Genomic DNA, 23968 nt, shown 5'->3' with positions numbered 1-23968 from the left:
AAATTATTAAATCCTAAAACTCCAAGACAATGCAAAAGTTTCAAGAGCTTAAAGATCTCATCGCTTCCTTAGAAGGAGATATCGACAAGTTTTATAACAAAGGAAACAGTGCTGCCGGTACCCGTGTAAGAAAGGGTATGCAAGATCTTAAAAACCTGGCTCAGGCTATTCGCTCTGAGGTTCAGGATATTAAGAACAAGGCATCATAATATTTCCCTCTATATTCTTGACTGAAGAATTTTACGAGACCATTCCGAATGGAGTGGTCTCTTTTCTTTTTTGAGTACGCTTGCGATAGAGTCACTTTACTTTAAAGCCACCTCGAGCGTGCGCTTTTAATTCATATAGCTGAGCGTCCCGCGAGAAGCCCGCTGGTCGGAGCAACGTAAACGTTGAACAAAAAGTGCATTCTATCGGCTTCGTGTTCGTGCATCACATTGAATGAAAATATTGACGAGGGGTTTTCTCGGTAATGCGCATTCCATAGTAAACTTCGCTCGCTCGAAATGACGTTACTTTTTCTTGCGCGCAACCTTCGCCTGGGTTTTCGCAACGGCTTTCTTGGCTACAGCCTTTACGGTTTTCTTCGTAGTTTTTGATACGGCTTTTTTCGCGGGAGTTTTTACGGCAGGTATATCTTTCAATATCTGGCTGGTGTGATTCTTTGTATCAACTTTTGACACGATATCTTCTATAATACCGTTTTCATCTATAATAAAAGTGATGCGCGCGGTGCCCATATACTTTCTCCCATACATGGATTTCTCCACCCACGTGCCGTATAGCTCGTGAAGTTTTTTGTCGGTGTCGGCTAACAAACGGAATGGAAGTTTCTCTTGTGCTATAAATTTCTTGTGAAGCTTTTCGGAGTCTGTGCTTACGCCCAATACTTCGTAGCCTCGTTTTTGCAGCAGGGTATAATTATCGCGCAGGTCGCATGCTTCGGCTGTGCAGCCCGGGGTCATGTCTTTCGGATAAAAATAGAGTACAACTTTTCTGCCTTTGAAGTCGCTTAGCTTTACAGATTTTCCATCCTGATCGTTAACGGTGAAGTCAGGTGCCTTGCTTCCGATTTCTAGTGCTGCCATGGGTCAGGGAATTTTTTGTGTGAATGTACTCGTATTCCCCGCATTATCCTTTACTGTAAGTATAAATGTTCCCCTGATCGGGGCTTTCTTGTCGAGTCGTTCTGACCAGATGGAGGCTGTTTTGCTATCGTAGTGCATGAGCAACCATTCGCCATTAACCGTGGCTTCGAATGAAGATATACCCGACAGGTTATCGCGAATCTTGAAACGAACAGCCTGGTTGTTAATTGTTACGGCACGAATAGAAGGAGCTTCCAAGTCTTGAAGAATGGTAAACTCGCCAAACTCACGCGTGTTAAACTGCAGGCGGCCGTTAATCCATTCGCCTCCTAAAAATGAATGTGCTCTTCCCGTGCTGCGGTATACATTGTATTTACCATCGGCCGGATACGTACGATTGGTCTTTACCGATACGCGAATGCTTTTGTTGAGCGGAACGGTTCGTGTGCCAATGGTAAAGATTTCGTTACCGGTTGTCTTATCAATGGTGTAATCAGTATTGAGGTACAGCGTATCGTATATAGCGTTAAGCGGAAAGTCGATATCCATGATGTCGCTATAGTATTTGTACTCCGTGGCGGAAGGTATGGCAATTTTAATTTTCGGGCGGATCGTCTTGTTGTTTACCAGGATGGAATCGGGGATGCTCTTCCGCAGATCAAACAAATATACTTTCCGGTTAATGTTGTGATAGGTAGGATCAACTTCCTGTGATACACCTTTCGTATATACAAGGGCACGTGCCCCCAGATCTTTACCGGCTTTTGCCGTAATCATCATCGTGTTATCGGTGATGTCGTAAAGCAGGTCGGCTGTGGCGGCCATCGGTTCCAGTGACGTAACTTCTTTAATTACCGGATTCGGTTTCAGCTTGAACGATATACTGCTTACGTTGCTGTAGCTGTCCTTCATCCGGATCTTTACATTCGATATCTTGTTCGGGTTAACCTTAATCCGTCCATCGGTAGGCGACTCGTTGTAAAACTTAAGCTGGTTGCCGTCATCAATATATAGTTTATAAAAGCGAGTGCCTTTACTGCGCATTGTTTTGAAATCCATCAGGGTATAGATGGCGCGTGTTTCGGCAACGTTCAGCTTGTCGATAGATTGCCGGAATACGAGCGCGCTGTCTACATATACTTCGAGGAAATTTACACCGCCATAAAAAGGACTCTTAAAGGCAAGTTTGTCTTTGGCGAGAATCTCAATGCCAATCGATCCGTTGGCCATGATCGGACTGGCGATCACATAATTACTTCCGACTTTATTGCCATAGAATTCAAATCGGCCGAAGCGGTCGTTGATGCGTGAGTCGGTGTTGAGTGTTACGAGTGCTATCTTTTCAGGAGCAGGAGGGAAGTTATCAACGATCTCCGGAAACGCTCCGATCTTGAGCGGATCCAATGCATAGTTATTCGAATCGCGTATATCAAAATGCAGGTGAGGCCCGGTAGAGCCTCCTGAATTTCCGGAGAGTGCAATGGTATCGCCCTGCTTTACCCGGAACAGATCTTTCTCAAAGAATAAATCGATCTCGCCCGATTTCAGTTTGTATTGCTCCTGTAATACATGTTTGGCAACTTCACCTTTAAATTCATCGAGGTGAGCATAGAGCGTGGTGTTGCCATCGGGATGTGTGATATATAGCACATTGCCATAACCAGAACCGCCCATGCTGGCGCGCGAAATATAGCCGCTCTTGGACGCCAGTACCGGAAACCCGATCATGTTGTTAGTACGTATATCTATACCGGAATGGAAGTGCGTGCTACGTAACTCACCCATGGTACCTGCAAGCGAGCCGGGCTGTCCGGGCTTGATCGGGTAAAGATATTTTTCTCCGTTTGATTTTTTTGATACAGTAGCAGCATCCTGCTTGCTGAACTGTGCAAGCGAGGCAAAAGGATGTATAGCTATACAAACTGCAACACCTAGTTTACTTAACTTCGAACTCCAATAGTTTCTCATCTTCTATATATGCCGATAACACATTTCCCACCTTTACCGCGCCTACACCTTTGGGTGTGCCCGTAAATATCAAATCACCTGTTCGCAGCGTAAAAAATTTCGACAGATACGAAATTATAAAATCGAAATTAAAAAGCATAAGACTTGTGTTGCCTTGTTGCTTAAGTTCACCATTAATCGTCAGGCTGAAGTTAATGTTCTTCAGATCGCTGATGGACGTTACCGGAATAAATTTATCGCTGATTGGAGCAGAGCCGTTGAAGCCTTTCGCTATATCCCACGGTAAACCTTTTTCTTTTGCTTTCTGCTGCAGGTCACGGGCCGTAAAATCTATGCCGATACCGATTGCATCGTAATACTTGTTTGCAAATTTCTCCTGTATATTTTTTCCTTCCTTGCAGATGCGAAGTACAAGTTCAACTTCATGATGAATATCGTTGGAAAAATCCGGAAGATAGAACGGAGCGTTGTTTCGTAGTATGGCTGTGTCGGGCTTGGTAAAAATTACAGGCTCGTCTGGGCGCTCGTTGTTAAGTTCCTTAATGTGCTCAGCATAATTTCGTCCGATGGCAAAAATTCTCATAAAGTGCTATCTTTTAATTGATGGTTACAGGGTATATAGTTGTGGAGAAAATGCAGCGATGCTGAAGTGGTGTCTGATGCCTGATCAGAATTACTGTTCATCGTGCAAAATTCATTTCTGCCTCAATATGAATAACTTTTGGCACGAATTTATAAAACAATACACGAGTGGTTTTGTATTTTTGACCAAAATAAATTCACCTAGTATGTGGAAGAAAATATTCATTTTCTCAATTGTTAGTTTAGTAATTTTTGCCTGTGCTAAAGTTGCCGTAACAGGCCGTAATCAGTTAAGTCTTGTATCTAACTCCGAGATCATCCCGATGGCCGACCAGCAGTATGATGAAGTGCTGAAGAAAGGTCCGCTCTCTACCAACCAGGAGCAAACGCAAATGGTAAAACGGGTTGGCGCACGTATACAAAAAGCTGTTGAAGAGTATATGGCGATGAACAATGCATCGTCTGAACTGGCCGGCTTCGCGTGGGAGTTCAACCTCATCGATGATCCTAAAACTGTAAACGCCTGGTGTATGCCGGGTGGTAAAGTTGCTTTTTATACCGGTATTATGCCGATCTGTAAAGATGAAACCGGTATAGCGGTGGTAATGGGGCATGAAGTAGCGCACGCTATAGCAAACCATGGTCGCGAGCGCATGAGCCAACAAATGCTCGCGCAATACGGACTGAGTACATTAGGCGCTGTGATAGGACAAAACCCTACGGCTGGTAAAGAATTACTGATGCAGGCAGTCGGTGCCGGTACAAATATAGGTATGCTGAAATTCAGCCGTGAACACGAGTCTGAAGCCGATCATATAGGTTTGATCTTCATGGCAATGGCTGGTTACGATCCGAATGCAGCACCTAAATTCTGGGAGCGCATGACGGAGGCAAGCGGTGGCCAGGCTCCTCCTGAGTTTCTTTCAACACACCCTTCGCACGCTACGCGTATCAATGATCTGAAAGGATGGATACCGGAGGCGCAGAAGTACTATAAGAAATAGAAAGCAAGAAGTCAGGAGTAAGAAGTAAGAAGCCTGGCGGAGAACGTAACACGTAATTAACTTAAAATAATAGCATGGTATATCGCGCTATAGTAGGGCTGACACTGGTTTTTGCAGTGTCAGCTTTTTCTTTTCAGGTTGTTGCCCAGCAGGCAGATGATGCTGCGTTGAAAGAGATTAACGAGCACCGGAAGAAACAGCAAAGTGAATTTCGCGATCCGGATAAATCTCCGTTGGACAAGAAAGAGCGCAGGAAGTTTAAGGGACTTAATTACTATCCGATCGATCTCAACTTTCGTGTAAAGGCTACATTCGTGAAAAATGAAGCTCCGGTGTTGTTTAAAATGAAAACAACCACTACGCGTTTACCCGACTATGTAAAGTATGGCGATATATACTTTCTGCTGGATGGTGAAGATTATAAGCTGGAAGTATATCAAAGCCAGGATTTACTAAAGCGTCCGGGGTATGAAGACTATCTCTTTATTCCATTTACGGATGAGACCAACGGAAAAGATACTTATGACGTAGGTCGTTACCTCGAGTTTCGTATACCCACGGGTGAAGAGGTGATTATTGATTTTAATAAGGCGTATAACCCGTACTGCAGCTATAGCGACAAGTACTCATGCCCCATACCTCCGGAAGTAAATCATTTGCCGCTGGAGATCAAGGCAGGAGAGAAGAAGTATAAAACTGGTTTACTGCACTGATTATTTTTTGAACGAGCGGAGTTTTATCTCGGTAAGCTTACGCTTGGTGTCCATCGGGAAATCTCCGTTCATCATCCAGTCGTAATAGCTTGGTTCTTCCTTGAACACTTGCGTTACGACTTTATTTTTATGCTTGCCGAAGTTGAAAACTTCCAGACCTTTATCGTTCATCACCATGCGCCCCGCGAGGTCAACCAGATCGGAAACGGTAAGTTTACTCAACGTGTCAACATCGTTTCGGATCTCACCGATCTTGCGCTCCAGACTGTCCGTTACATCTTTACCTTCGTAGCGTTCAATCTGCGCCAGCAATACTTCCATGGTGGCTTCGGTATCGGCTTCAGCCGTGTGTGAATTTACGAGGTCTTTGGTTGTATAGAATTTATAGGCCGCAGAAAGCGTACGCTTCTCCATCAGGTGAAATATTTTCTGCGCGTCAATGATCTTTCTGCGGCTGTAATCAAACTCTACATCGCAGCGCAGAAATTCTTCTACCAGCATCGGTATATCAAACTTCATCACGTTGAAGCCCGCTAGATCAGCACCTTCCATAAAGCGGGCGTAATCTTTTGCTACCTCTTTAAAGGTGGGCTTGTCTTTAACATCTTCATCGCGCAAACCATGAAACACCGTTGACTCTGCGGGTATGGGAATCGTAGGATTCAGTACGTTGGCTTTGCGTAATACTTCACCGTTCGGCATCATCTTGATAACAGCGATCTCCAGTATGCGATCTTGTGTTATGTTCGTGCCGGTGGTTTCAAGATCAAAGATGCAGAGCGGGTTGCGTAGATTTAATTTCATGGTTATACAGGTGAGTGCGTGTTACCACGCACTCCAAAATTTTCAGGTATAGTTTTAAGGAAGCAATCAGGATAAGATTTTTTCCGACAAGGCAGGAATATTAATTCCGCCAAAATTACCGGAGCTCATCATGAGCAGGTTCTTGTTCTTCCAATTTTGTTTTTCCAGGAAGGCCTGAAGTTCATTGGCATCGGTAAATACCTGCATGCCATTGGAAGCAAACGCTGAACGTACATCGTCTACGGATATAGCTTCCAGGTTTTTATCTTTTACTTTATCAGGGTTGAAGTATACCACCTGTGTTTGCGCAGCTTTCATGCTGTCTTTATACTGGGGAAGAAACTTTTTGTTCAGACTGCTATAGGTGTGCAACTCCAGGCAGGCAACGAGGTCGCGCGAAGGATAAAATTCCTTCATCGCTTTTACGGTTGCTTTCACTTTGGAAGGTGCATGTGCAAAGTCTTTGTATACTGTAGACGTTGTGTTGTCGAATACTTTTTGCAGTCGGCCGGCAGCGCCTTCAAAGCTTGCTATAGCTTCAAAGAACTGTTCCTGAGTTATACCAATTTTCTTCAATACCTCCTTAGCTGCGCTGAGGTTCTGGAAGTTATGGTTGCCGAAGACCTTGATCGGTGTACGTTCCTTGCCATTGGTAAGGAAGAAATGACCGTTGTTATCCGAAGCGTGTCCGTGACTTTTATAGGTTATCTCCTGTACATCAGCGCGTTCTTTCTTACCGATCATCAGCGCCATGGAATCCTGCTCGCAATATATCAGAATTCCTCCTTTCGGAGTCTGGTCTGCAAACAGATCGAACTGGCGTACATACTCTTCTTCCGAAGGGAATACATTTACGTGATCCCACGCTATGCCGGTAATAACACCGATGTGATGTTGGTACTTGAGGAATTTAGGAGTAGGATCAAGCGGTGAACACAAATATTCATCGCCTTCAATAATAATAATAGGAGCGTTGGAAAGACGAACGGTGTATTCTATACCCGGCACCTTGGCTCCGATAATATAATCGAACTTACGCTTGAAATAATTGAGTACGTGTATGATAATTGCCGTGGTAGTAGTTTTACCATGACTGCCTGAAATAACAATACGTTGTTTATCACGCGACTGCTCGTAGATATATTCCGGGAACGAAAGAATTTTAAGTCCAAGTTGTTGGGCTTTAAGTAATTCAGGGTTGTCTTTCCGGGCGTGCATGCCGAGCACGACTACATCTAACGAAGATGTTATTAACTCGGGGAACCAACCTTCTTTCTCAGGAAGTAATCCGTGTTTTGTTAAAGTTGAACGTGAAGGCTCGAAGATCTCATCGTCAGACCCGCTTACATCATGACCGGCCTCCTTCAAAGCAATGGCCAGGTTGTGCATAACACTTCCTCCAATCGCTATAAAATGTACTCTTTGCTTTTTAGTATGCATCTGGAAAGCATGAATTCCGGTTTTAAAATAAAGGAAAATGTTTGTTCTTTAAAAATCCAATTGATCAACGCCCGCTTTGTGACCGCTATATATAATTATTTTTTTTCAATCAGTCTAACACACACAGCACAATAAACTTGTTACTTGTACACAATTAAATTGTTAGTACTTTGTTAATAGTTTGTGTAGATAGTGAATGCGAAGGGTTGTACGTTTGTCGCCCCTAAATAAAAAACACGTACAACAACCACTGTATGGAGCAAGGAAGATCAACGTCCCTGAGGCTAGGTAGCAAGGCCAACAAATTATTACCGAGAGATATCTCGGAAAGTTTAGGAAAGTTACCGCCTCAGGCACTTGATCTTGAAGAAACTGTATTGGGTGCTCTCATGCTCGAGAAGAATGCACTCAATGCGGTGGTAGAATTCCTCAAGCCTGAACATTTTTATAAGGATGCGCATAAAGAAATATATGCTGGCATCATTGAGTTGTTCAAGGCATCCGAGCCTGTGGATATGCGTACCGTTGTACACCAGCTCCGGAAGAAAGGTAAGCTTGAGATCCTGGAAGGTAACGGTGCATACTATATTGCAGAGCTTACTTCCAAAGTCAGTTCGGCTGCCAACGTAGAGTATCATGCTCGTGTTATTGTAGAGATGGCAATCAAGCGCGAGCTTATTCAGATTGCTTCGCAGATTCAGCACGATGCGTATGAAGATACAACGGATGTGTTTCAGCTACTTGACAAGACTGAGCAATCTGTTTTTGAAATCTCCGAGTCGAACCTGAAGAAGAACTACGACAACATGCGAAACCTGATGGCACGTGCTATCCAGGAATTGCAGGTGTTGAAAGAACATAAAGATGGATTGACCGGTGTGCCCAGCGGATTTACCGAACTCGATCGTGTTACTTCCGGATGGCAACGTTCTGACCTTGTTATTATCGCGGCCCGTCCGGGTATGGGTAAAACTGCATTCGTGGTTTCTGCGTTGCGTAACGCAGCCGTTGAATTCAAGATACCGGTAGCGATCTTCTCGCTGGAGATGGCATCGATTCAGCTCGTAAACAGGATGATCTCTGCAGAAGCAGAACTTGAAAGTGAAAAGATCAAGAAAGGTAATCTGGCCGATCATGAGTGGAAACAGCTCGTACACAAAACAACCAAACTTACTACAGCACCAATCTTTATAGACGATACCCCGGCTATATCTATACTTGAACTTCGTGCGAAGTGCCGCAGGTTGAAAGCTGAACACGGTATACAGATTGTGGTGATCGACTACCTGCAGCTGATGAAAGGTGATCAGGGCGGTAACCGCGAACAGGAGATCGCTTCCATCTCGCGTGCTTTGAAAGGTATAGCCAAAGAATTGAATGTGCCGGTGCTCGCACTGTCGCAGTTGAGTCGTAGCGTGGAAACCCGTGGTGGTGATAAACGTCCGCAGCTTTCTGACTTGCGTGAATCGGGATCTATCGAACAGGATGCCGATATCGTAATGTTCTTGTATCGTCCTGAATACTATAAAATTACTGTCGATGAAGATGGTATGCCGACACAAGGAACCGGTGAAGTAATTATAGCCAAGCACCGTAACGGTTCTACCGCCAACGTGAAGCTGAAGTTCATTGGTAAATATACCAAGTTTGCAGACCTTGACGGTCCTGCTTCGTACGACAATCCTTTCGGTGGTATGATCACCCGGGAGAGCCGTCTCAATTCGTTCAGCCCGGATGATGCGCCACAACTTCCACCTCCGCCATCCGCGAATGACGATGAAGCTCCGTTTTAACAGGCAGGCTTAATGCCGCCATGTAAACAGATTCTCGCTTCTTGACTATTTTTGCTTGTATAGTATAGCGTGTCAAGAAGCCTGCATGAAAAACCTGTCTGTCCTTATTGTTCCTTTTATTTTACTGGTTTCGTGCGTAAGTCATGATCTGAACAAGACCGTTGACTGCAGTTTGTCTGATCTCAGCATAGAGCTCAACTCTGTTACCATGGCCACCAGTTGCAGCACCACCGATGGCAGTATTTATATAGAGGTGAGCGGTGGTAAACAACCCTATGCCTACCTGCTGAACAACGAAGTTCAATCTTCCGGAGCCTTTACCAATTTACACGCAGGCATTTATAGTGTAGGTGTGCGCGATGCCAACGGCTGCGATACTGTTCTCACCAATATCACGGTGATGGCAAAAGACTTTTCCTTTACCACGCAGTTGGCAGCAGACGATCAATGCCTGTCGGATAACGGATCGATCGTGATCGAAGTATCCGATGGTAATCCACCCTATAATTATAGTATTGATGGCGGAGGATTTTCGGAGACCAATTCATTTTCAGGTTTGTCCAATGGCGATCATGTCATTATCGTAAGAGACAACCAGGAGTGTACCATCGCGCTGAACGTAACCGTACCCAGAGGGAGCACAGGCGTGAGCTGGACATCAGATATAAAACCGATCATTGAAAAGTCCTGCGCCATCAGCGGTTGTCATAATGGTATAACGCGCACCGATCTTCGTATCTATAGCAACGCTAAAAAACACGCAGCCGAAATAAAATCATTGACACGCAATCGCGACATGCCCTTCGATGGCTCCATTTCGCAGAGTCAGATCGACTTGATCAGTTGCTGGGTGGATGATGGTGCACTTGATAACTGATAACGTCTATCGGAGGATATTTAATTTTATAGCCATGATGCTTTAAGGTTGATTATTTATCTTTAAGGCAAAATCCCTGGTATGCTCCGATACTTTACCCTTCTCATTTGTGTACTATTTCTGTTACTGGGTGCGGCTCACGCGCAAGACAATCCGTATACCGATAGCGTTAAAGTAAATCTGAAAAATGCATCCTCCGCCCGTGAGAAGATCATCTGGCTGGGCGAACTCGCAAGATTCTACCTGGTGGCCAACAGGCCGTTGTCGGATAAATATACCCAGGAAATGCAGCAGATAGCAGAAGAAAGTCGCGATCGTGAGCTTATTGTTCTATCACAGCTAAATAACGCCAGAAGGTTTAGTAATTACACGGGCCAAGTGGAGAATATTAATGTCGCCCGGAATTTTTCGCTGAAAGCTGTTGAACTCGCAAAGGCAAATCACCTGCCCGAGTATGAAGCGTGGGCTTATATATACCTTGCACTTTGTGAACGGGAAAATTCAGACTACGACAAAGCACTGAGTTATAATAATCTTGCGTTGTCGCTGGCCTCTAACTCCAGTAATGATTCACTGCGGGTAAATACCTATATATCAATGGGCAACACCTATCTGGGGCGGAACGACAACATGCTGGCATTCCGGAATTATCTGCAGGCGCTGGATATAGCGGAGACAGAAACAAAGGATAATTTCGATTTGTTATGTGACGTATACCATGCTTTATCTGCATTTTACAGTAGTCTGGACGAGTGGGAAAAAGCAAAAGACTATATCTACAAAGCCAATGCTCTTACCTATAAATATAATAAGCGTTATGAACGGTTGAATAATTATAATATGCTTGGGCGTATTTATTCGAAGAGTAAACAGTATGATCTTGCTCAAACTTTTTTTGATAAATCGCTGGCGCTTGCGGATACACTCAAATTCGAACTTCTGAAACTTAATACATACGGTGGATTATTAAGTATGTATATAGCCCAGAAACAACCTGCCAAAACGTTAGAGTTTCTCCGGCAGCGTCCTGAGTTCCAGCGATTCTTAAAGAAGGCTGGCCTCGATTATGTGCTCGACCAGATACGCGGCATGGCCTATATAGATTTTGGTAAACTTGATTCTGCAGAATACTACCTGGCGAAAGCAGCACCTTTCTTTGAAAGTAAAGCCAATCGCATTAATAAGTACTGGTTCTATGATAACATGGGAACCCTCTATGAAAAAAAGAAAGACTATCCGAAGTCATTGTTCTATTGGAAGAAGGCCGAGGCGATGAGCAATGAGATCGGAGACCTCGAACTGAAGATGGAAATATCCCAGCGACTGGACAGCCTGTATCAGAAAAGTCAGGACTTCAGGAATGCCTATATATATAATAACCGATACCAGGTCTATAGCGACAGTCTGAGAACTCTGGCAACCGAAAAAGATCTGATGGTTCTGGAAGTTGAAAACGAAAATAAACGCAAGGAACGCGAAGCACTGCAGGCAGAAGAAGATACACGCACACGCCACAATATTCAATATATGGGTATAACGGTGGCGATAGCTTGCGTATTTATATTGCTTACCATGTTTGGTATATTCCGTGTATCATCCACCACCATTCGTATACTCGGTTTCTTTGCCTTTATCTTTTTGTTCGAGTTTATTATTCTGCTGGCCGATCATGAAATACATCACTGGACACACGGTGAACCATGGAAGATCATGGCGATCAAAATCGTATTGATATCCATTTTGTTACCCCTGCATCATTACCTGGAAGAAAAAGTTATTCACTACCTCACGTCACGCAAGATGCTGGAGCTGAATAAAGCTGCGTTGTTCTCCAGACTCATGCCGAAACGTGAGCCGGTGGAGGAGTAGACTTTCTGCTGACATACTATAGAAAAGGATTAGTCGTATAGCAACTCATCGAGCACGGACTGAAGTTCGCGCAATGTTTTATACTGTTGCTGCTGCTTGGCCAGGGCTATACCTTTTTCGAAGACAGCAATGGCTTGTTCGCGATTACCAACCGACTCAAAAAGATTACCCGCCTGGTAGTAGGCTGGCAGATAGTCAGGGTAATTTTGCATCAACGCTTTAAATTGTGTGATAGCCGTTTCAACATCAGACTTGGCATATTCCAGTGCCAGTGCATAATGGTTAAACGGATCGTTCGGATCATCGTGTATAAATTGGCGGAGCTGCTCAAGTCGGTTCATGGCGCTTTCAAGACTTCATCGTGTCGGCATAAACTTAGAAAAAGTTTAGCAATACCGGTCTGCCTTATACTACCACATAAATTCTATACATGCAAGCTTTATATAGCTCCGGTTTATACTTCTTTGGGTTTGTGGCGGGTTGTATACTATAGATACATTATGAAGACTGCTAAATTTTAAAATTTTGGCGTTCGGTATTCGGTTTTTTGTATCTTGAGCCCTGTTTCCAAAAAACACTTTTAAACTTATTGATTTAGAGTGAGATGAAGATTTTAGTTTGTATTACACACGTTCCGGATACTACATCCAAAATCAATTTTACAGATAACAATACCAAGTTCGATCCCACCGGTGTCCAATTTATTATAGGACCCTACGATGATTACGCATTGGCGCGTGCGATCGAAATCAAAGAAGCGAATGCCGGCACAACGGTAACGGTTCTGAATGTTGGTACTGCTGATACTGAACCCACCATCCGCAAGGCATTAGCCATTGGTGCTGATGATGCTGTTCGCGTAAACGCAGAGCCGACAGACTCGCTGTTTGTAGCAACGCAGATTGCCGAACATGCTAAATCTGTAGGATACGATCTGATCCTGATGGGGCGCGAGTCCATTGACTATAACAGTGGCGTAGTGCATGGTATAGTAGGAGAGCTGCTCGGCATGCCGTCTGTTTCTCCGGTAATGAAACTTGATATCGAAGGTACCAAGGCAAAACTGGCACGCGAGATCGAAGGAGGTAAAGAATATGTGGAGGTAAGTCTGCCGTTTGTAGCAGGTTGCCAGGAACCTATAGCCGAATGGAAGATACCCAACATGCGCGGTATCATGTCGGCCCGCACAAAACCGTTGAAAGTAGTTGAGCCTAAAGCTGTTGACAGCGGAGTGAAGCTACAGCAATTTGAATTGCCGCCACCAAAAGGAGCTGTGAAAATGATTGCTGCTGATAACGTAGCTGAACTTGTTTCATTACTGAAGAATGAAGCCAAGGTAATTTAATCATCCGTCCAACAATCCATCATTTTTAAAACACACGCAGATGTCAATACTTGTATTTGTTGAAAGCGCAGAAGGACAAATAAAGAAAACGTCACTGGAAGCGGTAGCGTATGCACACGCATTGGGAAGCCCGGTAACTGCTATAGCATTAGGTGCGGTAGATCAGGGAGCACTCGAAGCTCTGGGTAAATATGGTGCACAAAAAGTACTGCACGCCAGCGATGCGCGTCTTAACGAAGGTGTTATTCAAGCCTATACTTCTGTACTGGTAAAAGCCATGCAGGATGAAAATGCAGATATACTGGTACTCGCCAACTCATCGCTCGGTACACCGGTAGCAGCACGCGTTGCTATCAAGACTGGTGCGAGCCTGGCAACCAACGTTACGGATCTGCCGGAAACATCATCGGGTTTTGTGGTAAAGCGCAGCATCTATACCGGTAAAGCGTTTGCCAAAGTAGAATTAAAGAATCAAAAGAAAGTTATAGCACTGAAGAAGAATGCTGCTGAAGCAAAAGAAGTAGGCAGTAATGTAACGGTAACACCGTATGCTGTTACACTTTCAGACGCAGACTTTGCTGTGAAGATACTCTCTTCCGAGAAAGCTACCGGTGAAGTATTGCTTCCGGAAGCAAACATTGTTGTATCAGGCGGTCGTGGTATGAAAGGTGCAGAGCACTGGGGTATACTCGAAGAGCTTGCTAAAACTTTACATGCAGCTACTGGATGTAGCAAGCCGGTATCGGATATGGGCTGGAGACCTCACCACGAACACGTTGGTCAAACCGGTGTGAAAGTAGCTCCCCAACTTTATATTGCAGTGGGCATTTCAGGGGCCATTCAACACCTGGCGGGTGTGAACTCCTCAAAATATATCGTAGTTATCAATAAAGATGCGGATGCACCATTTTTTAAAGCAGCAGACTACGGTATCGTAGGCGATGCTTTTGATGTGGTTCCTAAACTTACGGAGGCTCTGAAAGCGGCAAAATAATTTTAGATTGACTAATGCGCAGTCAGGTGATTTGTGTAAGTTGTATTACAAACGCAGAAGAGATTAAAGCAGCGTGAAAAAAATCAAACTCGAAATATTAGGTCTGTCATCCAGTCAATCAACAACAGGCTCCTTTGCGCTGGTGTTGGGAGAGACCGAAGGCAACCGAAGACTTCCGATTATCATTGGCATGTTTGAGGCACAGGCCATTGCTATTGAAATCGAAAAGATCATTCCGAACAGACCGATGACCCACGATCTGTTCAAGGCGTTTGCCAATAATTTTCATTTTACGGTAGAAGAGATCATCATCTCTGATCTGAAAGAAGGTGTATTCTTCGGTAAGATTGTATGCTCGGATGGTTTGAAGAAAACCGAGATCGATGCACGACCATCGGATGCGATCGCGATCGGCCTGCGTTTTGACTCACCGATCTTTACGTATGAAAACATACTGGCGGAAGCCGGCATCGTGTTAACCGATGAAGCCGAAGAAGAAAAGCCGGAGCCGAAGATCGAAAAAGCAAAAGTTAAAAAAGAAGCCACTCGCAAGGACGACTTCAAAAACTATACAGTAGATCGCCTGAAAGAATTGCTGAAAGAAGCAATCGATAAGGAAGATTACGAACGGGCTGCGAAAATCCGCGATGAGCTCGGAAAAAGAAATTAGTACAAAGCGTAACGCTTAAGTAAAAGCAGAAAGTGAGTTGAATCGCTTTCTGCTTTTTTATTTTATAGCAAATTCATAGCTGCGAACAGCTTCTGTTATACTTTGAGCGTAAGGTATAAAACGTTAACTTTAATTATCCACCAAAAGTTGTCGTTATGAAAACCCTCGCCACCATTTTACTGTGTGGTATGTCTGCATGGGCATACGCGCAAAAAGACATTCAGAAAAAAATACAAACGCAATTTATAGAAGCTGAGAATGGCTCGGTGATCGAATTACCGGAAGGACGCTTTCAGTTCGATGCCAGTCTGTGGCTCGATGGTAAAAAGAATGTTACCATCAAGGGAGCAGGTATGGATAAAACTATTCTCAATTTCAAAGGACAACTGTCCGGGGCGGAAGGCATTAAAGTGACCAACGCTTCCGATATAACGATACTCGATCTCACGGTACAAGACACCAAAGGCGATGGTGTTAAAACACAATTGGTAGAAGGTATAACATTTAAGAATATAAAAGCCGAATGGACCAACGGAGGCGAGGCCGATAACGGTGGCTATGGTTTATACCCGGTACAATGCACCAATGTGCTTATCGATAATTGCGTTGCCGTAGGTGCCAGCGATGCCGGTATATATGTAGGGCAATCAAAATATATCATTGTAAAAAACTCGAAGGCTTATCAAAATGTAGCCGGCATTGAAATAGAGAACTCGCTCTATGCCGATGTTTTTGAGAACGAAGCCTATAACAACACCGGAGGAATTTTAGTATTCGATTTGCCTGACCTCATTCAAAAGGAAGGTGGCTATGTGCGGGTTTTTAAAAATCATATACATGATAACAACCATATCAACTTTGCACCGAAAGGTAATACGGTAGGTAAAGTTCCGCAGGGTACAGGCCTGATGGTTCTCGCTACGCGCAATGTAGAAGCGTTCGAGAACAAGATCGTGAATAACATCTCTGCGGGTACTGCGATTGTGAGTTACTACATTACAGAGAATCCCATCAACGATAAAACGTACAAGCCGTTCCCATCCAATGTATATATACACGACAATTACTACGAGCGTCCAAACGTAAAAGCAACCAGTAAAGGTCGGTTGGGTAAGATGTATAAATTCAAACTTCGTTTTGGTAAAGATGTCCCACATATACTATACGATGGCATCGAAGATCCCGCTATGAAGGATCGTAAGATCTGTCTGAAGAATAACACCAACGCTACCTTCGCCAACATCGATGCCGGTAACAAATTCAGGAACAAGTCGCGCGATATGAAACCACACGAGTGCGATCAGCAACCGATCAGTCCGGTGGTGTTAACCCGAAACTAATGCTTTGCTATATGAGAGGATGGCTGGTTGGTGTAGTGGGCGTGATGCTGGTTCTTTCGTTTCGAACCGACAACAACGTAGTGCGTAAAGAGAAACTTTCGGAGTACGGTTTTTATAAAGGAACACTCGCCAATCTGGAGCCGGCAGACGATGTAATTCCTTACGCATTAAATACACCGCTGTTCAGCAACTATGCCGAGAAACTTCGCTTTGTAAAATTACCCGCAGGTACGAAAGCTATATATAATGATTCCACCACATTCGATTTCCCGGTAGGGACCATACTCATCAAAAATTTTTATTACCCGAATGATTTTCGAAAACCCGAAAAGGGGAGGAAGATCATCGAAACAAGATTGCTCGTTCACCAGGAGAGTGGCTGGGACGCATGGCCCTACCGCTGGAATGATGAGCAGACGGAAGCAGAATACGACCCGGCAGCCGAAGCTACAACCATACAGTATATAGATAAGTCTGGTAAGAAGATCACCACCCCGTATCTTATACCGAATAAAAATCAATGTAAAGGATGCCATATACGCAACCAGAAGATGATGCCCATCGGTACATCAGCACGTCAGCTCAATCATGACGTTACCTATACATCCGGAAAAGCGAATCAACTTATATACTGGCAGCAACATAATTTACTGGAGCAACTCCCTCAACAAACTTCATCTATACCCGAGCTGGCTATATGGGACGATGCTACAACCGGTGACATTAACCAACGCGCCCGCGCTTACCTCGATGCTAACTGCGCGCACTGTCACAGTCGCCCGGGTCCAGCCAACACTTCCGGACTCTTTCTCGATATACATGAAAATGACAAAGCACATCTCGGTATACGCAAGGCACCGATCGCAGCCGGACGAGGAGCAGGCGATTTACAATACGATATAGTTCCGGGCGACCCCCACAAATCCATTCTCGTCTTCCGCATGAAAACCAACGACCCTGCTATTGCCATGCCCGAGATCGGCAGAGAGCAAGTGCATAAGGAAGGTGTAGCGTTGATTGAGGAGTGGATACGCTCGATGAAATAGCTGCAGGCTACTGGCAGCTAGCTGCGGTGGCATAACGTTATCGTTGCTAGTGATGATATACCTTAGAGAGCCGCGAGCTGTCAGTAAAACTGGCCCCTGGCTACAGAATGAGCAAGATATATTTACGATTCTTACTCCTTACTTCTCATCATTTTCGCCCAGATAGCAGAAACATAGATATAACTCAATTTTACTTGTAGCCAGATGCCAGCAGCCAGTTGCAATCTTCTTACTCCTTACTAGCAGCTCGTAGCTCAAAGCTCGCAGCTATTTCAAAAAGTGTTATCTTTCGAGCTCATCAGCACGTGGTTAATTATCAATGACCGACAAGGACTTCAAAGTACTAGACCATCTTTCACAGTTCGTTTCTGATCATAAAAAGGAATTTGTTGAGAAAGTGCTCAGCAACCGGACGCATCATGTTACCGTGGTGCTGGAAGATATTTTTCAGTCGCAGAACGCCAGTGCTGTGATTCGTACATGCGAGTGTATGGGGTTGCAGGATATTCATATCATCGAGATGATCAGCAAGTATGAGATCAACCGAAGGGTGTTGAAAGGTGCTAACAAATGGATGAACCTGCATCGCTACCGAACGCGTGACACCAATAATGTTGAAGCGTGCTTTCAATATTTACACGACCAGGGGTATAAAATATTAGTGGCCGATCCGGATGAAGATGGAAAATCCATTCACGATATAGATGTCACTGAAAATAAGGTCGCGCTTCTTTTTGGAAATGAGTTACGGGGTGTTTCATCGTATGCGCTGCAACATGCTGACCAGAAGATACGCATCCCGATGTATGGGTTCACGGAAAGTCTGAACATCTCCGTAAGCGTTGCTATTTGTTTAAATGCATTGATCACAAAACTTCACGGATCATCAACCGCGTTTGGATTATCAGATGAGGAGAAAGAAGCCATGCGGCTGGACTGGTATAGAAAAATTGTGAAGCGATCTGATTTGATTGAACGCGAATTTCTGAGAACTATTCAGTAGTTTTGGTTCAATGTCTATTAAGATGCGCTGGCTGAAAAGGATCGTACTTGCGTTAATTATACTCCCGCTGTCGTTTTTGATTGTTTGTAATGTGTGGGTAGTACTCAGCACGAGAGACAAAGTGTATACCAACATCGAAGAGTTGCCACCTCATCGCATTGCACTTGTATTAGGTACCAGTAATAAATTGGCAGGCGGTAAAGCAAATCCGTTTTTTGAAAAACGAATCGAGACAGCAGCAAAACTTTTCAAGATGGGCAAGATCGATCACTTTATTTTAAGTGGCGACAACAGCACGATCTTTTACAACGAACCTGTTGCCATGCTCAAGGCACTGGTAAAATTAGGTGTACCTGATTCTGCAATTACACTTGATTATGCAGGCTTGCGCACATTGGATTCAGTGGTACGCAGTCAGAAAATTTTCGGACAAGATGAAATTACCATCATCACCCAACCGTTTCATAGTTATCGGGCACTGTTCATCAGCGAATATTATAACATGAATGCAGTAGCCATGGTAGCCGATGAGCCCGGATTCGAGTATTCTATCAAAGTACGTTTGCGCGAATACCTGGCACGCACAAAGGCTGTATTGGATCTATACGTATTGAAAACCGTTCCCCGGCACCTCGGCCAGAAAGAGCAGTTAAACAGCCATTGATTACGGCACGGTTTTCAAGGGGGTAGTATAATTAAGTATCTTTGTATAAATCCGAACGTGTGCCTACTGATAAGAAGCGATTATTCTTTGGTTTACTCTGCTTGTGCAGCATGCTGTTGGCAAGCGTTACAGGCTTAGCACAGGAAACCATTGTTAAAGGAAAAATTACCGATGCATCTTCAGGCGATCCAATCCCCTTTGTAAATGTTATCTATCCGGGCACCACAATAGGTACTACTACTGATTTTGACGGAAATTATACTATACGGACATCTACACCAGGTGATACACTGGTAGCTTCCTATATCGGTTATAAACCGCGTAAAAAAGCTGTCGGGAAGGGCGGAACGCAGATCGTGAATTTTCAATTGGGTGAAGATGCTACACAGTTACAGGAAATCGTGATCAATGCCGGGGAAAACCCTGCCTATGCTATTCTGCGCAATGTTATGCGGAATAAATCCAGGAACGATAAACGCAGACTTACTGCTTACGAATACGATACCTATACCAAGGTAGAGATCGATGTTGATAACATTACTGATAAATTCCGCGAACGAAAAATTATCAAGAAGATCACACAGGTGTTGGATAGTGTTGAGCGCATGGCGGGTGAAGACGGTAAACCTATATTGCCTTTATTTATATCCGAGAGTGTTTCTAAATTTTACTACCGCGATAACCCGCAATTACGTTACGAAAATATTCTCAAGTCCAAGATCAATGGTGTGGGTGTAGACGATGGTACGCTGGTAACGCAGTTGATAGGTTCATCTTTTCAGGAGTATAATTTTTATCAGAACTGGCTCAATATAGTTACCAAGGAATTTGTATCGCCTATTGCTGAGGGCTGGCGCCTATACTATGAGTATGACCTGACGGATAGTGTATATATAGGTGATGATTATTGCTATCGGTTAGATTTTTCACCGCGCAGTCCGCAGGACCTGGCCTTTACCGGAACAATATGGATCACCAAAGAAGGTTACGCTTTAAAGCAAATTGATGTAACGGTTAACAAACAGGCTAACCTGAATTTTGTAGAAAAAATAAAAATACAGCAAGAGTTAGAGCCCACCGCAGAAGGAGCATGGCTGCCCGTAAAAAACCGTGTGTTGATTGATATTGGTGAACTTACCAATACATCGGCCGGTATGCTGGCTAAATTTTATACATCCAACAAAAATATAGTTGTTAACAAACCGCATGAACCGGCATTCTATCAACATCCGATTGTGATGGCTGAAGACGCGAGGCTTCACGAAGATGAAGAGTCCTGGGATACCCTTCGCCACGAGCCCCTGTCAGAGTCGGAAAAGAATGTGTATAAAATGATCGATACGCTGCAGAACATTCCGATCGTTAAGACTTATATAGACCTGGTGAAAATTTTTGTAAATGGATATTTTGATGCCGGTAAAGTATATATAGGTCCCTATATCGGTTTTGTGGCTGTGAACAACATCGAAGGATTACGACTTCAGGCCGGGTTTAAAACCAGTATGGATTTTAGTAACAAGTGGGTGTTACGCGGTCAGCTAGGGTATGGCTTCCGCGATGAACGTTTCAAGTATGCGGGGTCTGTTCAATATATAGCCTCACGTGAGCGGTGGACAACCGTGAGCTTCCGGATGCGCAGTGATATTGGAAGGGTAGGAGTGGATGATGAAACGCTGGCCGACAACTATATATTTCTGGCTGCACAACGCTGGGGTAATTATAGGAGAGGGTATTACTTTGATGAAGCGCGTTTTAATTTTCAGCGAGAGCTGTTCAGAGGTTTTACACAACGCTTTGCTGTAAAACGATTAACCTTCCGCCCGGAGTTTAACTTCGGATATACTCAACCCGAAGATGTTGCAGGCGATACACTATCAAGCTTTGAGACATCAGAACTCGTCATCGAGTCGCGCTTTGCCCGTGATGAGATGTTTATACAGGATGATAACGATCGAATCAGCCTCGGAGCACTTAAGTGGCCGATCATAACCCTTCGCTATACCCGCGGTTTTAAGGGTGTTATGAATAGTGATTTCGATTATACCAAGTGGCGGTTGTCTATATTCAAGCGTATCAAGTTTGGTCCGCTCGGTGTAGCCTATCTCAATACAACAGGAGAATATACTACCGGGGCAGCACCCTACCCGTTGTTAACACCACACCTCGGTAACCAGAGTCCGTTCTATACCATCATTACTTACAACCTGATGGACTACGGAGAATTTGTAAGTGATCGTTACGCATCACTTCAATATCAACACCACTTTGAAGGTTTTCTATTTAACCGCATTCCGCTGATGCGAAAGTTGAAGTGGCGCCTGGTTGGTTCAGCCAATGTTATTTATGGGGGGATGAGTGAAACAAACAAGAAACTCATTCCGCAAGAGACCAGTGAAACACCGAAGTATCTTCCCGTGCGCACCTTCGATCGTAACAAGCCTTATGTTGAACTCGGCTACGGTATAGAGAATATCTTCCGCTTTGTACGCGTAGACTTTGTTCATCGCCTCTCATACCTCGATAAGACAGTTAACCCGAACGTGAGGAAGTTCGGAGTGTTTGTGAGCTTCCAGTTTGCTCTTTGATTCGTTAACTGTCTGTGCAACTCTGCGTCTCCTCGGTGTTCTTTGTGTAATTGGATTTAAGATTTCAGAAAGGAGTATAATCGTTGTCTATACCTTCATCGCTCCAATACTCTTAAACTAATAACGGATAACGGTTAACGACTTACCAATCTTTTAACCATATTTGCACCTGAATTAATTTTGTATTTTAATTCTTGATTTCATGAATGTAAAAATTTCTCTTCCGGATGGAAGTGTGCGGGAGTACCCGCAAGGTGTTAAAGGTTCGGAGATAGCATCAAGCATCAGTGAAGGTTTAGCACGCGTTGCCCTGGCAATTGAAGTAAACGGTGAAGTAAGAGACTTGGCCAGACCTATTGACCAGGATGCATCAGTAAAGATTCTCACGTGGAATGACAAGGGAGGTAAATCTACCTTCTGGCACTCATCAGCTCACTTACTGGCAGAAGCGTTGGAAGCACTCTATCCCGGAGTTAAATTCGGTATAGGTCCTGCGATCGACAATGGCTTCTACTATGACGTTGATCTGGGAGATCGTCCGTTCGGTGAAGAAGATCTGGCGGCTATAGAAGCCAAGATGAAAGAGCTTGCCAAGAAGGAGAGTATATACTCCCGCAGGGATGTAAGCAAAGCCGAAGCACTGGATTTCTTCACGAAGAAAGGTGATGAATACAAGCTTGAACTTATCAACGATCTGAAAGACGGAAGTATAACTTTTTACGAGCAAGGTAATTTTACCGATCTCTGTAAAGGTCCGCATATACCCAACACCGGTTTTGTAAAAGCCGTAAAACTTCTCAACGTAGCTGGTGCATACTGGCGCGGGAACGAGAAGAACAAAATGCTGAAACGCATTTACGGTATAACTTTTCCAAAGCAGAAAGAGTTGGAAGAGTATCTCCATGTACTTGAAGAAGCGAAGAAGCGTGATCACCGTAAACTCGGAAGAGAACTTGAATTGTTTGCTTTTTCTGAGAAAGTGGGCATGGGCTTGCCGCTGTGGCTTCCGAAAGGAACCATTCTTCGCGAGCGCCTTGAGCAATTTCTGCGTAAAGCACAGATCAAAGCCGGATACGATCCGGTTGTTACACCGCATATTGGTGGCAAGTCACTCTATGTTACGTCAGGTCACTACGAGAAGTATGGTAAGGATTCTTTCCAGCCTATACATACTCCGGATGAAGGCGAAGAGTTCTTGTTGAAACCGATGAACTGTCCGCATCACTGTGAGATATATAAAACGAAGCCGCGTTCTTATCGCGACCTCCCGGTACGTCTGGCGGAGTTCGGGACAGTATATCGTTACGAACAGAGCGGTGAGCTTCATGGCTTGACACGCGTGCGCGGATTTACCCAGGATGATGCACACATCTTCTGTCGTCCGGATCAGGTAAAAGAAGAATTTATCAAAGTTATAGATCTCGTGTTGCTGGTTTTCAGATCACTTGGGTTTGAAAATTATACCGCACAAGTATCACTTCGTGATCCGGAGAATAAAGTAAAATATATAGGTGAAGATCACCTGTGGGAGAGAGCCGAACGCGAAATACAAGAGGCTGCCGATGAGCGCGGTCTGCAAACTGTAGCCGTGCAAGGTGAAGCTGCATTCTACGGACCGAAGCTTGACTTCATGGTGAAAGATGCATTGGGTCGTAGCTGGCAGTTGGGTACCATCCAGGTAGATTATCAACTTCCGCAGCGCTTTGAACTTGAATATGTAGGTTCTGACAATCAGAAGCACCGCCCGGTAATGATTCACCGTGCTCCGTTCGGATCACTGGAAAGATTCGTTGCCGTTCTCATAGAACACTGCGCGGGTAATTTCCCGCTGTGGCTGGCACCTGATCAGATTGCTGTTCTTCCTATATCCGAACGCTTCAATGACTACGCGAAGCTCGTTTATGAAAAATTGAAGGAGCAGGACATCCGCGGTATATTGGATGATCGCGATGAAAAGATCGGTCGGAAGATACGCGATGCAGAAACTAAAAAGATCCCGTACATGCTGATTGTAGGGGAGAAAGAGGTGGCCGAAGAGAAAGTTGCCGTGCGTAAACATGGCCAAGGAGACCAGGGAAGCGTGTTATTGGATGAATTTGTGAGCAAATTCAGGACAGAATGTGCTGCACCCAATTGATCCTTTTATAAGTACTTGTATTTTTGATGTAAATAGCGATATTTGC

Annotated in this window: 21 protein-coding genes; 15 read left to right on the top strand and 6 right to left on the bottom strand. The window is 44.3% G+C overall.

Annotated elements, in window-relative coordinates; all coding sequences use genetic code 11:
* Positions 1-29: 29 nt before the first annotated feature.
* Positions 30-209, top strand: a complete 180-nt coding sequence (locus ACFQ21_RS02105; protein ID WP_377574145.1) for a histone H1 — start codon at positions 30-32, stop codon at positions 207-209.
* A 303-nt stretch (positions 210-512) separates the two neighbouring features.
* Here ACFQ21_RS02105 and bcp read toward each other — a convergent pair whose 3' ends face one another.
* The 3 genes from bcp to ACFQ21_RS02090 are packed head-to-tail and all read right to left on the bottom strand — an operon-like array spanning position 513 to position 3639.
* Positions 513-1088 carry a thioredoxin-dependent thiol peroxidase gene (bcp, locus tag ACFQ21_RS02100; RefSeq protein ID WP_377574142.1) on the bottom strand — a complete coding sequence of 192 codons (576 nt, stop codon included), beginning with the start codon at positions 1086-1088 and terminating at the stop codon, positions 513-515.
* Positions 1089-1091: 3 nt separating this feature from the next.
* Positions 1092-3056 (bottom strand): M23 family metallopeptidase, encoded by a 1965-nt coding sequence (locus ACFQ21_RS02095; protein ID WP_377574139.1) that lies wholly within the window; start codon positions 3054-3056, stop codon positions 1092-1094.
* Complete coding sequence (locus ACFQ21_RS02090) at positions 3025-3639, bottom strand: fumarylacetoacetate hydrolase family protein (protein WP_377574136.1); 615 nt, start codon at positions 3637-3639, stop codon at positions 3025-3027. Before ACFQ21_RS02090 ends, ACFQ21_RS02095 begins: the two co-directional genes overlap by 32 nt.
* Positions 3640-3844: 205 nt before the next feature.
* On the opposite strand from ACFQ21_RS02090, the gene ACFQ21_RS02085 reads away from it, so the two are divergent.
* Together ACFQ21_RS02085 and ACFQ21_RS02080 are read left to right on the top strand one after the other, a co-directional pair.
* The gene (locus ACFQ21_RS02085; protein WP_377574133.1) at positions 3845-4642 is read left to right on the top strand and encodes a M48 family metallopeptidase; all 798 of its coding nucleotides are present in this window, start codon (positions 3845-3847) and stop codon (positions 4640-4642) included.
* Between the two features lie 74 nt (positions 4643-4716).
* Positions 4717-5355 carry a DUF1684 domain-containing protein gene (locus tag ACFQ21_RS02080; RefSeq protein WP_377574130.1) on the top strand — a complete coding sequence of 213 codons (639 nt, stop codon included), beginning with the start codon at positions 4717-4719 and terminating at the stop codon, positions 5353-5355.
* On the opposite strand, the gene ACFQ21_RS02075 is transcribed toward ACFQ21_RS02080, so the two are convergent.
* Entirely contained in the window at positions 5356-6159 is an 804-nt protein-coding gene (locus ACFQ21_RS02075) for an exonuclease domain-containing protein (RefSeq protein WP_377574128.1), read from the bottom strand.
* A 66-nt stretch (positions 6160-6225) separates the two neighbouring features.
* Positions 6226-7599: a UDP-N-acetylmuramate--L-alanine ligase gene (locus ACFQ21_RS02070; RefSeq protein WP_377574125.1), complete on the bottom strand. Its 1374-nt coding sequence runs from the start codon at positions 7597-7599 to the stop codon at positions 6226-6228.
* A 254-nt stretch (positions 7600-7853) separates the two neighbouring features.
* On the opposite strand from ACFQ21_RS02070, the gene dnaB reads away from it, so the two are divergent.
* From dnaB to ACFQ21_RS02055, 3 genes are all read left to right on the top strand, one after another.
* Entirely contained in the window at positions 7854-9392 is a 1539-nt protein-coding gene (gene dnaB / locus ACFQ21_RS02065; protein ID WP_377574122.1) for a replicative DNA helicase, read from the top strand.
* Between the two features lie 85 nt (positions 9393-9477).
* Positions 9478-10269, top strand: a complete 792-nt coding sequence (locus ACFQ21_RS02060; protein ID WP_377574119.1) for a SprB repeat-containing protein — start codon at positions 9478-9480, stop codon at positions 10267-10269.
* Positions 10270-10350: 81 nt separating this feature from the next.
* The gene (locus ACFQ21_RS02055; RefSeq protein WP_377574116.1) at positions 10351-12138 is read left to right on the top strand and encodes a tetratricopeptide repeat protein; all 1788 of its coding nucleotides are present in this window, start codon (positions 10351-10353) and stop codon (positions 12136-12138) included.
* A gap of 29 nt (positions 12139-12167) precedes the next feature.
* On the opposite strand, the gene ACFQ21_RS02050 is transcribed toward ACFQ21_RS02055, so the two are convergent.
* Positions 12168-12479, bottom strand: coding sequence for a tetratricopeptide repeat protein (locus ACFQ21_RS02050; RefSeq protein ID WP_377574113.1), 312 nt, complete (start codon positions 12477-12479; stop codon positions 12168-12170).
* 263 nt (positions 12480-12742) lie between these two features.
* On the opposite strand from ACFQ21_RS02050, the gene ACFQ21_RS02045 reads away from it, so the two are divergent.
* From ACFQ21_RS02045 to thrS, 9 genes are all read left to right on the top strand, one after another.
* The gene (locus ACFQ21_RS02045) at positions 12743-13483 is read left to right on the top strand and encodes an electron transfer flavoprotein subunit beta/FixA family protein (RefSeq protein ID WP_377574110.1); all 741 of its coding nucleotides are present in this window, start codon (positions 12743-12745) and stop codon (positions 13481-13483) included.
* Positions 13484-13523: 40 nt separating this feature from the next.
* Positions 13524-14477, top strand: a complete 954-nt coding sequence (locus tag ACFQ21_RS02040; RefSeq protein WP_377574107.1) for an electron transfer flavoprotein subunit alpha/FixB family protein — start codon at positions 13524-13526, stop codon at positions 14475-14477.
* A gap of 73 nt (positions 14478-14550) precedes the next feature.
* Positions 14551-15147: a bifunctional nuclease family protein gene (locus tag ACFQ21_RS02035; protein WP_377574104.1), complete on the top strand. Its 597-nt coding sequence runs from the start codon at positions 14551-14553 to the stop codon at positions 15145-15147.
* A gap of 155 nt (positions 15148-15302) precedes the next feature.
* Positions 15303-16487, top strand: a complete 1185-nt coding sequence (locus ACFQ21_RS02030; RefSeq protein ID WP_377574101.1) for a parallel beta-helix domain-containing protein — start codon at positions 15303-15305, stop codon at positions 16485-16487.
* Positions 16442-17533: an SO2930 family diheme c-type cytochrome gene (locus ACFQ21_RS02025; protein WP_377574098.1), complete on the top strand. Its 1092-nt coding sequence runs from the start codon at positions 16442-16444 to the stop codon at positions 17531-17533. Before ACFQ21_RS02030 ends, ACFQ21_RS02025 begins: the two co-directional genes overlap by 46 nt.
* Positions 17534-17852: 319 nt before the next feature.
* Complete coding sequence (locus ACFQ21_RS02020; RefSeq protein ID WP_377574094.1) at positions 17853-18536, top strand: TrmH family RNA methyltransferase; 684 nt, start codon at positions 17853-17855, stop codon at positions 18534-18536.
* A gap of 22 nt (positions 18537-18558) precedes the next feature.
* Positions 18559-19200 carry a SanA/YdcF family protein gene (locus tag ACFQ21_RS02015; protein ID WP_377574090.1) on the top strand — a complete coding sequence of 214 codons (642 nt, stop codon included), beginning with the start codon at positions 18559-18561 and terminating at the stop codon, positions 19198-19200.
* Positions 19201-19241: 41 nt separating this feature from the next.
* A complete protein-coding gene (locus ACFQ21_RS02010; protein WP_377574087.1) occupies positions 19242-21785 on the top strand; it encodes a DUF5686 and carboxypeptidase-like regulatory domain-containing protein in 2544 nt (847 codons plus the stop codon).
* 202 nt (positions 21786-21987) lie between these two features.
* Complete coding sequence (gene thrS, locus ACFQ21_RS02005; protein WP_377574084.1) at positions 21988-23922, top strand: threonine--tRNA ligase; 1935 nt, start codon at positions 21988-21990, stop codon at positions 23920-23922.
* Positions 23923-23968 lie beyond the last annotated feature (46 nt).

The organism is Ohtaekwangia kribbensis, assembly GCF_042676245.1.
In the GTDB taxonomy this organism is placed as follows: domain Bacteria; phylum Bacteroidota; class Bacteroidia; order Cytophagales; family Cyclobacteriaceae; genus Ohtaekwangia; species Ohtaekwangia kribbensis.
The sequence above is the reverse complement of the archived record's forward strand: the minus strand, read 5'-3'. Positions and strand labels throughout refer to the sequence as shown.

Bases quoted from the DNA above. Each gene is read 5' to 3' on its own strand.
- ACFQ21_RS02105 (WP_377574145.1), top strand. From the start codon at position 30: ATGCAAAAGTTTCAAGAGCTTAAAGATCTCATCGCTTCCTTAGAAGGA.
- bcp (WP_377574142.1), bottom strand. From the start codon at position 1,088: ATGGCAGCACTAGAAATCGGAAGCAAGGCACCTGACTTCACCGTTAAC.
- ACFQ21_RS02095 (WP_377574139.1), bottom strand. From the start codon at position 3,056: ATGAGAAACTATTGGAGTTCGAAGTTAAGTAAACTAGGTGTTGCAGTT.
- ACFQ21_RS02090 (WP_377574136.1), bottom strand. From the start codon at position 3,639: ATGAGAATTTTTGCCATCGGACGAAATTATGCTGAGCACATTAAGGAA.
- ACFQ21_RS02085 (WP_377574133.1), top strand. From the start codon at position 3,845: ATGTGGAAGAAAATATTCATTTTCTCAATTGTTAGTTTAGTAATTTTT.
- ACFQ21_RS02080 (WP_377574130.1), top strand. From the start codon at position 4,717: ATGGTATATCGCGCTATAGTAGGGCTGACACTGGTTTTTGCAGTGTCA.
- ACFQ21_RS02075 (WP_377574128.1), bottom strand. From the start codon at position 6,159: ATGAAATTAAATCTACGCAACCCGCTCTGCATCTTTGATCTTGAAACC.
- ACFQ21_RS02070 (WP_377574125.1), bottom strand. From the start codon at position 7,599: ATGCATACTAAAAAGCAAAGAGTACATTTTATAGCGATTGGAGGAAGT.
- dnaB (WP_377574122.1), top strand. From the start codon at position 7,854: ATGGAGCAAGGAAGATCAACGTCCCTGAGGCTAGGTAGCAAGGCCAAC.
- ACFQ21_RS02060 (WP_377574119.1), top strand. From the start codon at position 9,478: ATGAAAAACCTGTCTGTCCTTATTGTTCCTTTTATTTTACTGGTTTCG.
- ACFQ21_RS02055 (WP_377574116.1), top strand. From the start codon at position 10,351: ATGCTCCGATACTTTACCCTTCTCATTTGTGTACTATTTCTGTTACTG.
- ACFQ21_RS02050 (WP_377574113.1), bottom strand. From the start codon at position 12,479: ATGAACCGACTTGAGCAGCTCCGCCAATTTATACACGATGATCCGAAC.
- ACFQ21_RS02045 (WP_377574110.1), top strand. From the start codon at position 12,743: ATGAAGATTTTAGTTTGTATTACACACGTTCCGGATACTACATCCAAA.
- ACFQ21_RS02040 (WP_377574107.1), top strand. From the start codon at position 13,524: ATGTCAATACTTGTATTTGTTGAAAGCGCAGAAGGACAAATAAAGAAA.
- ACFQ21_RS02030 (WP_377574101.1), top strand. From the start codon at position 15,303: ATGAAAACCCTCGCCACCATTTTACTGTGTGGTATGTCTGCATGGGCA.
- ACFQ21_RS02020 (WP_377574094.1), top strand. From the start codon at position 17,853: ATGACCGACAAGGACTTCAAAGTACTAGACCATCTTTCACAGTTCGTT.
- ACFQ21_RS02015 (WP_377574090.1), top strand. From the start codon at position 18,559: ATGCGCTGGCTGAAAAGGATCGTACTTGCGTTAATTATACTCCCGCTG.
- thrS (WP_377574084.1), top strand. From the start codon at position 21,988: ATGAATGTAAAAATTTCTCTTCCGGATGGAAGTGTGCGGGAGTACCCG.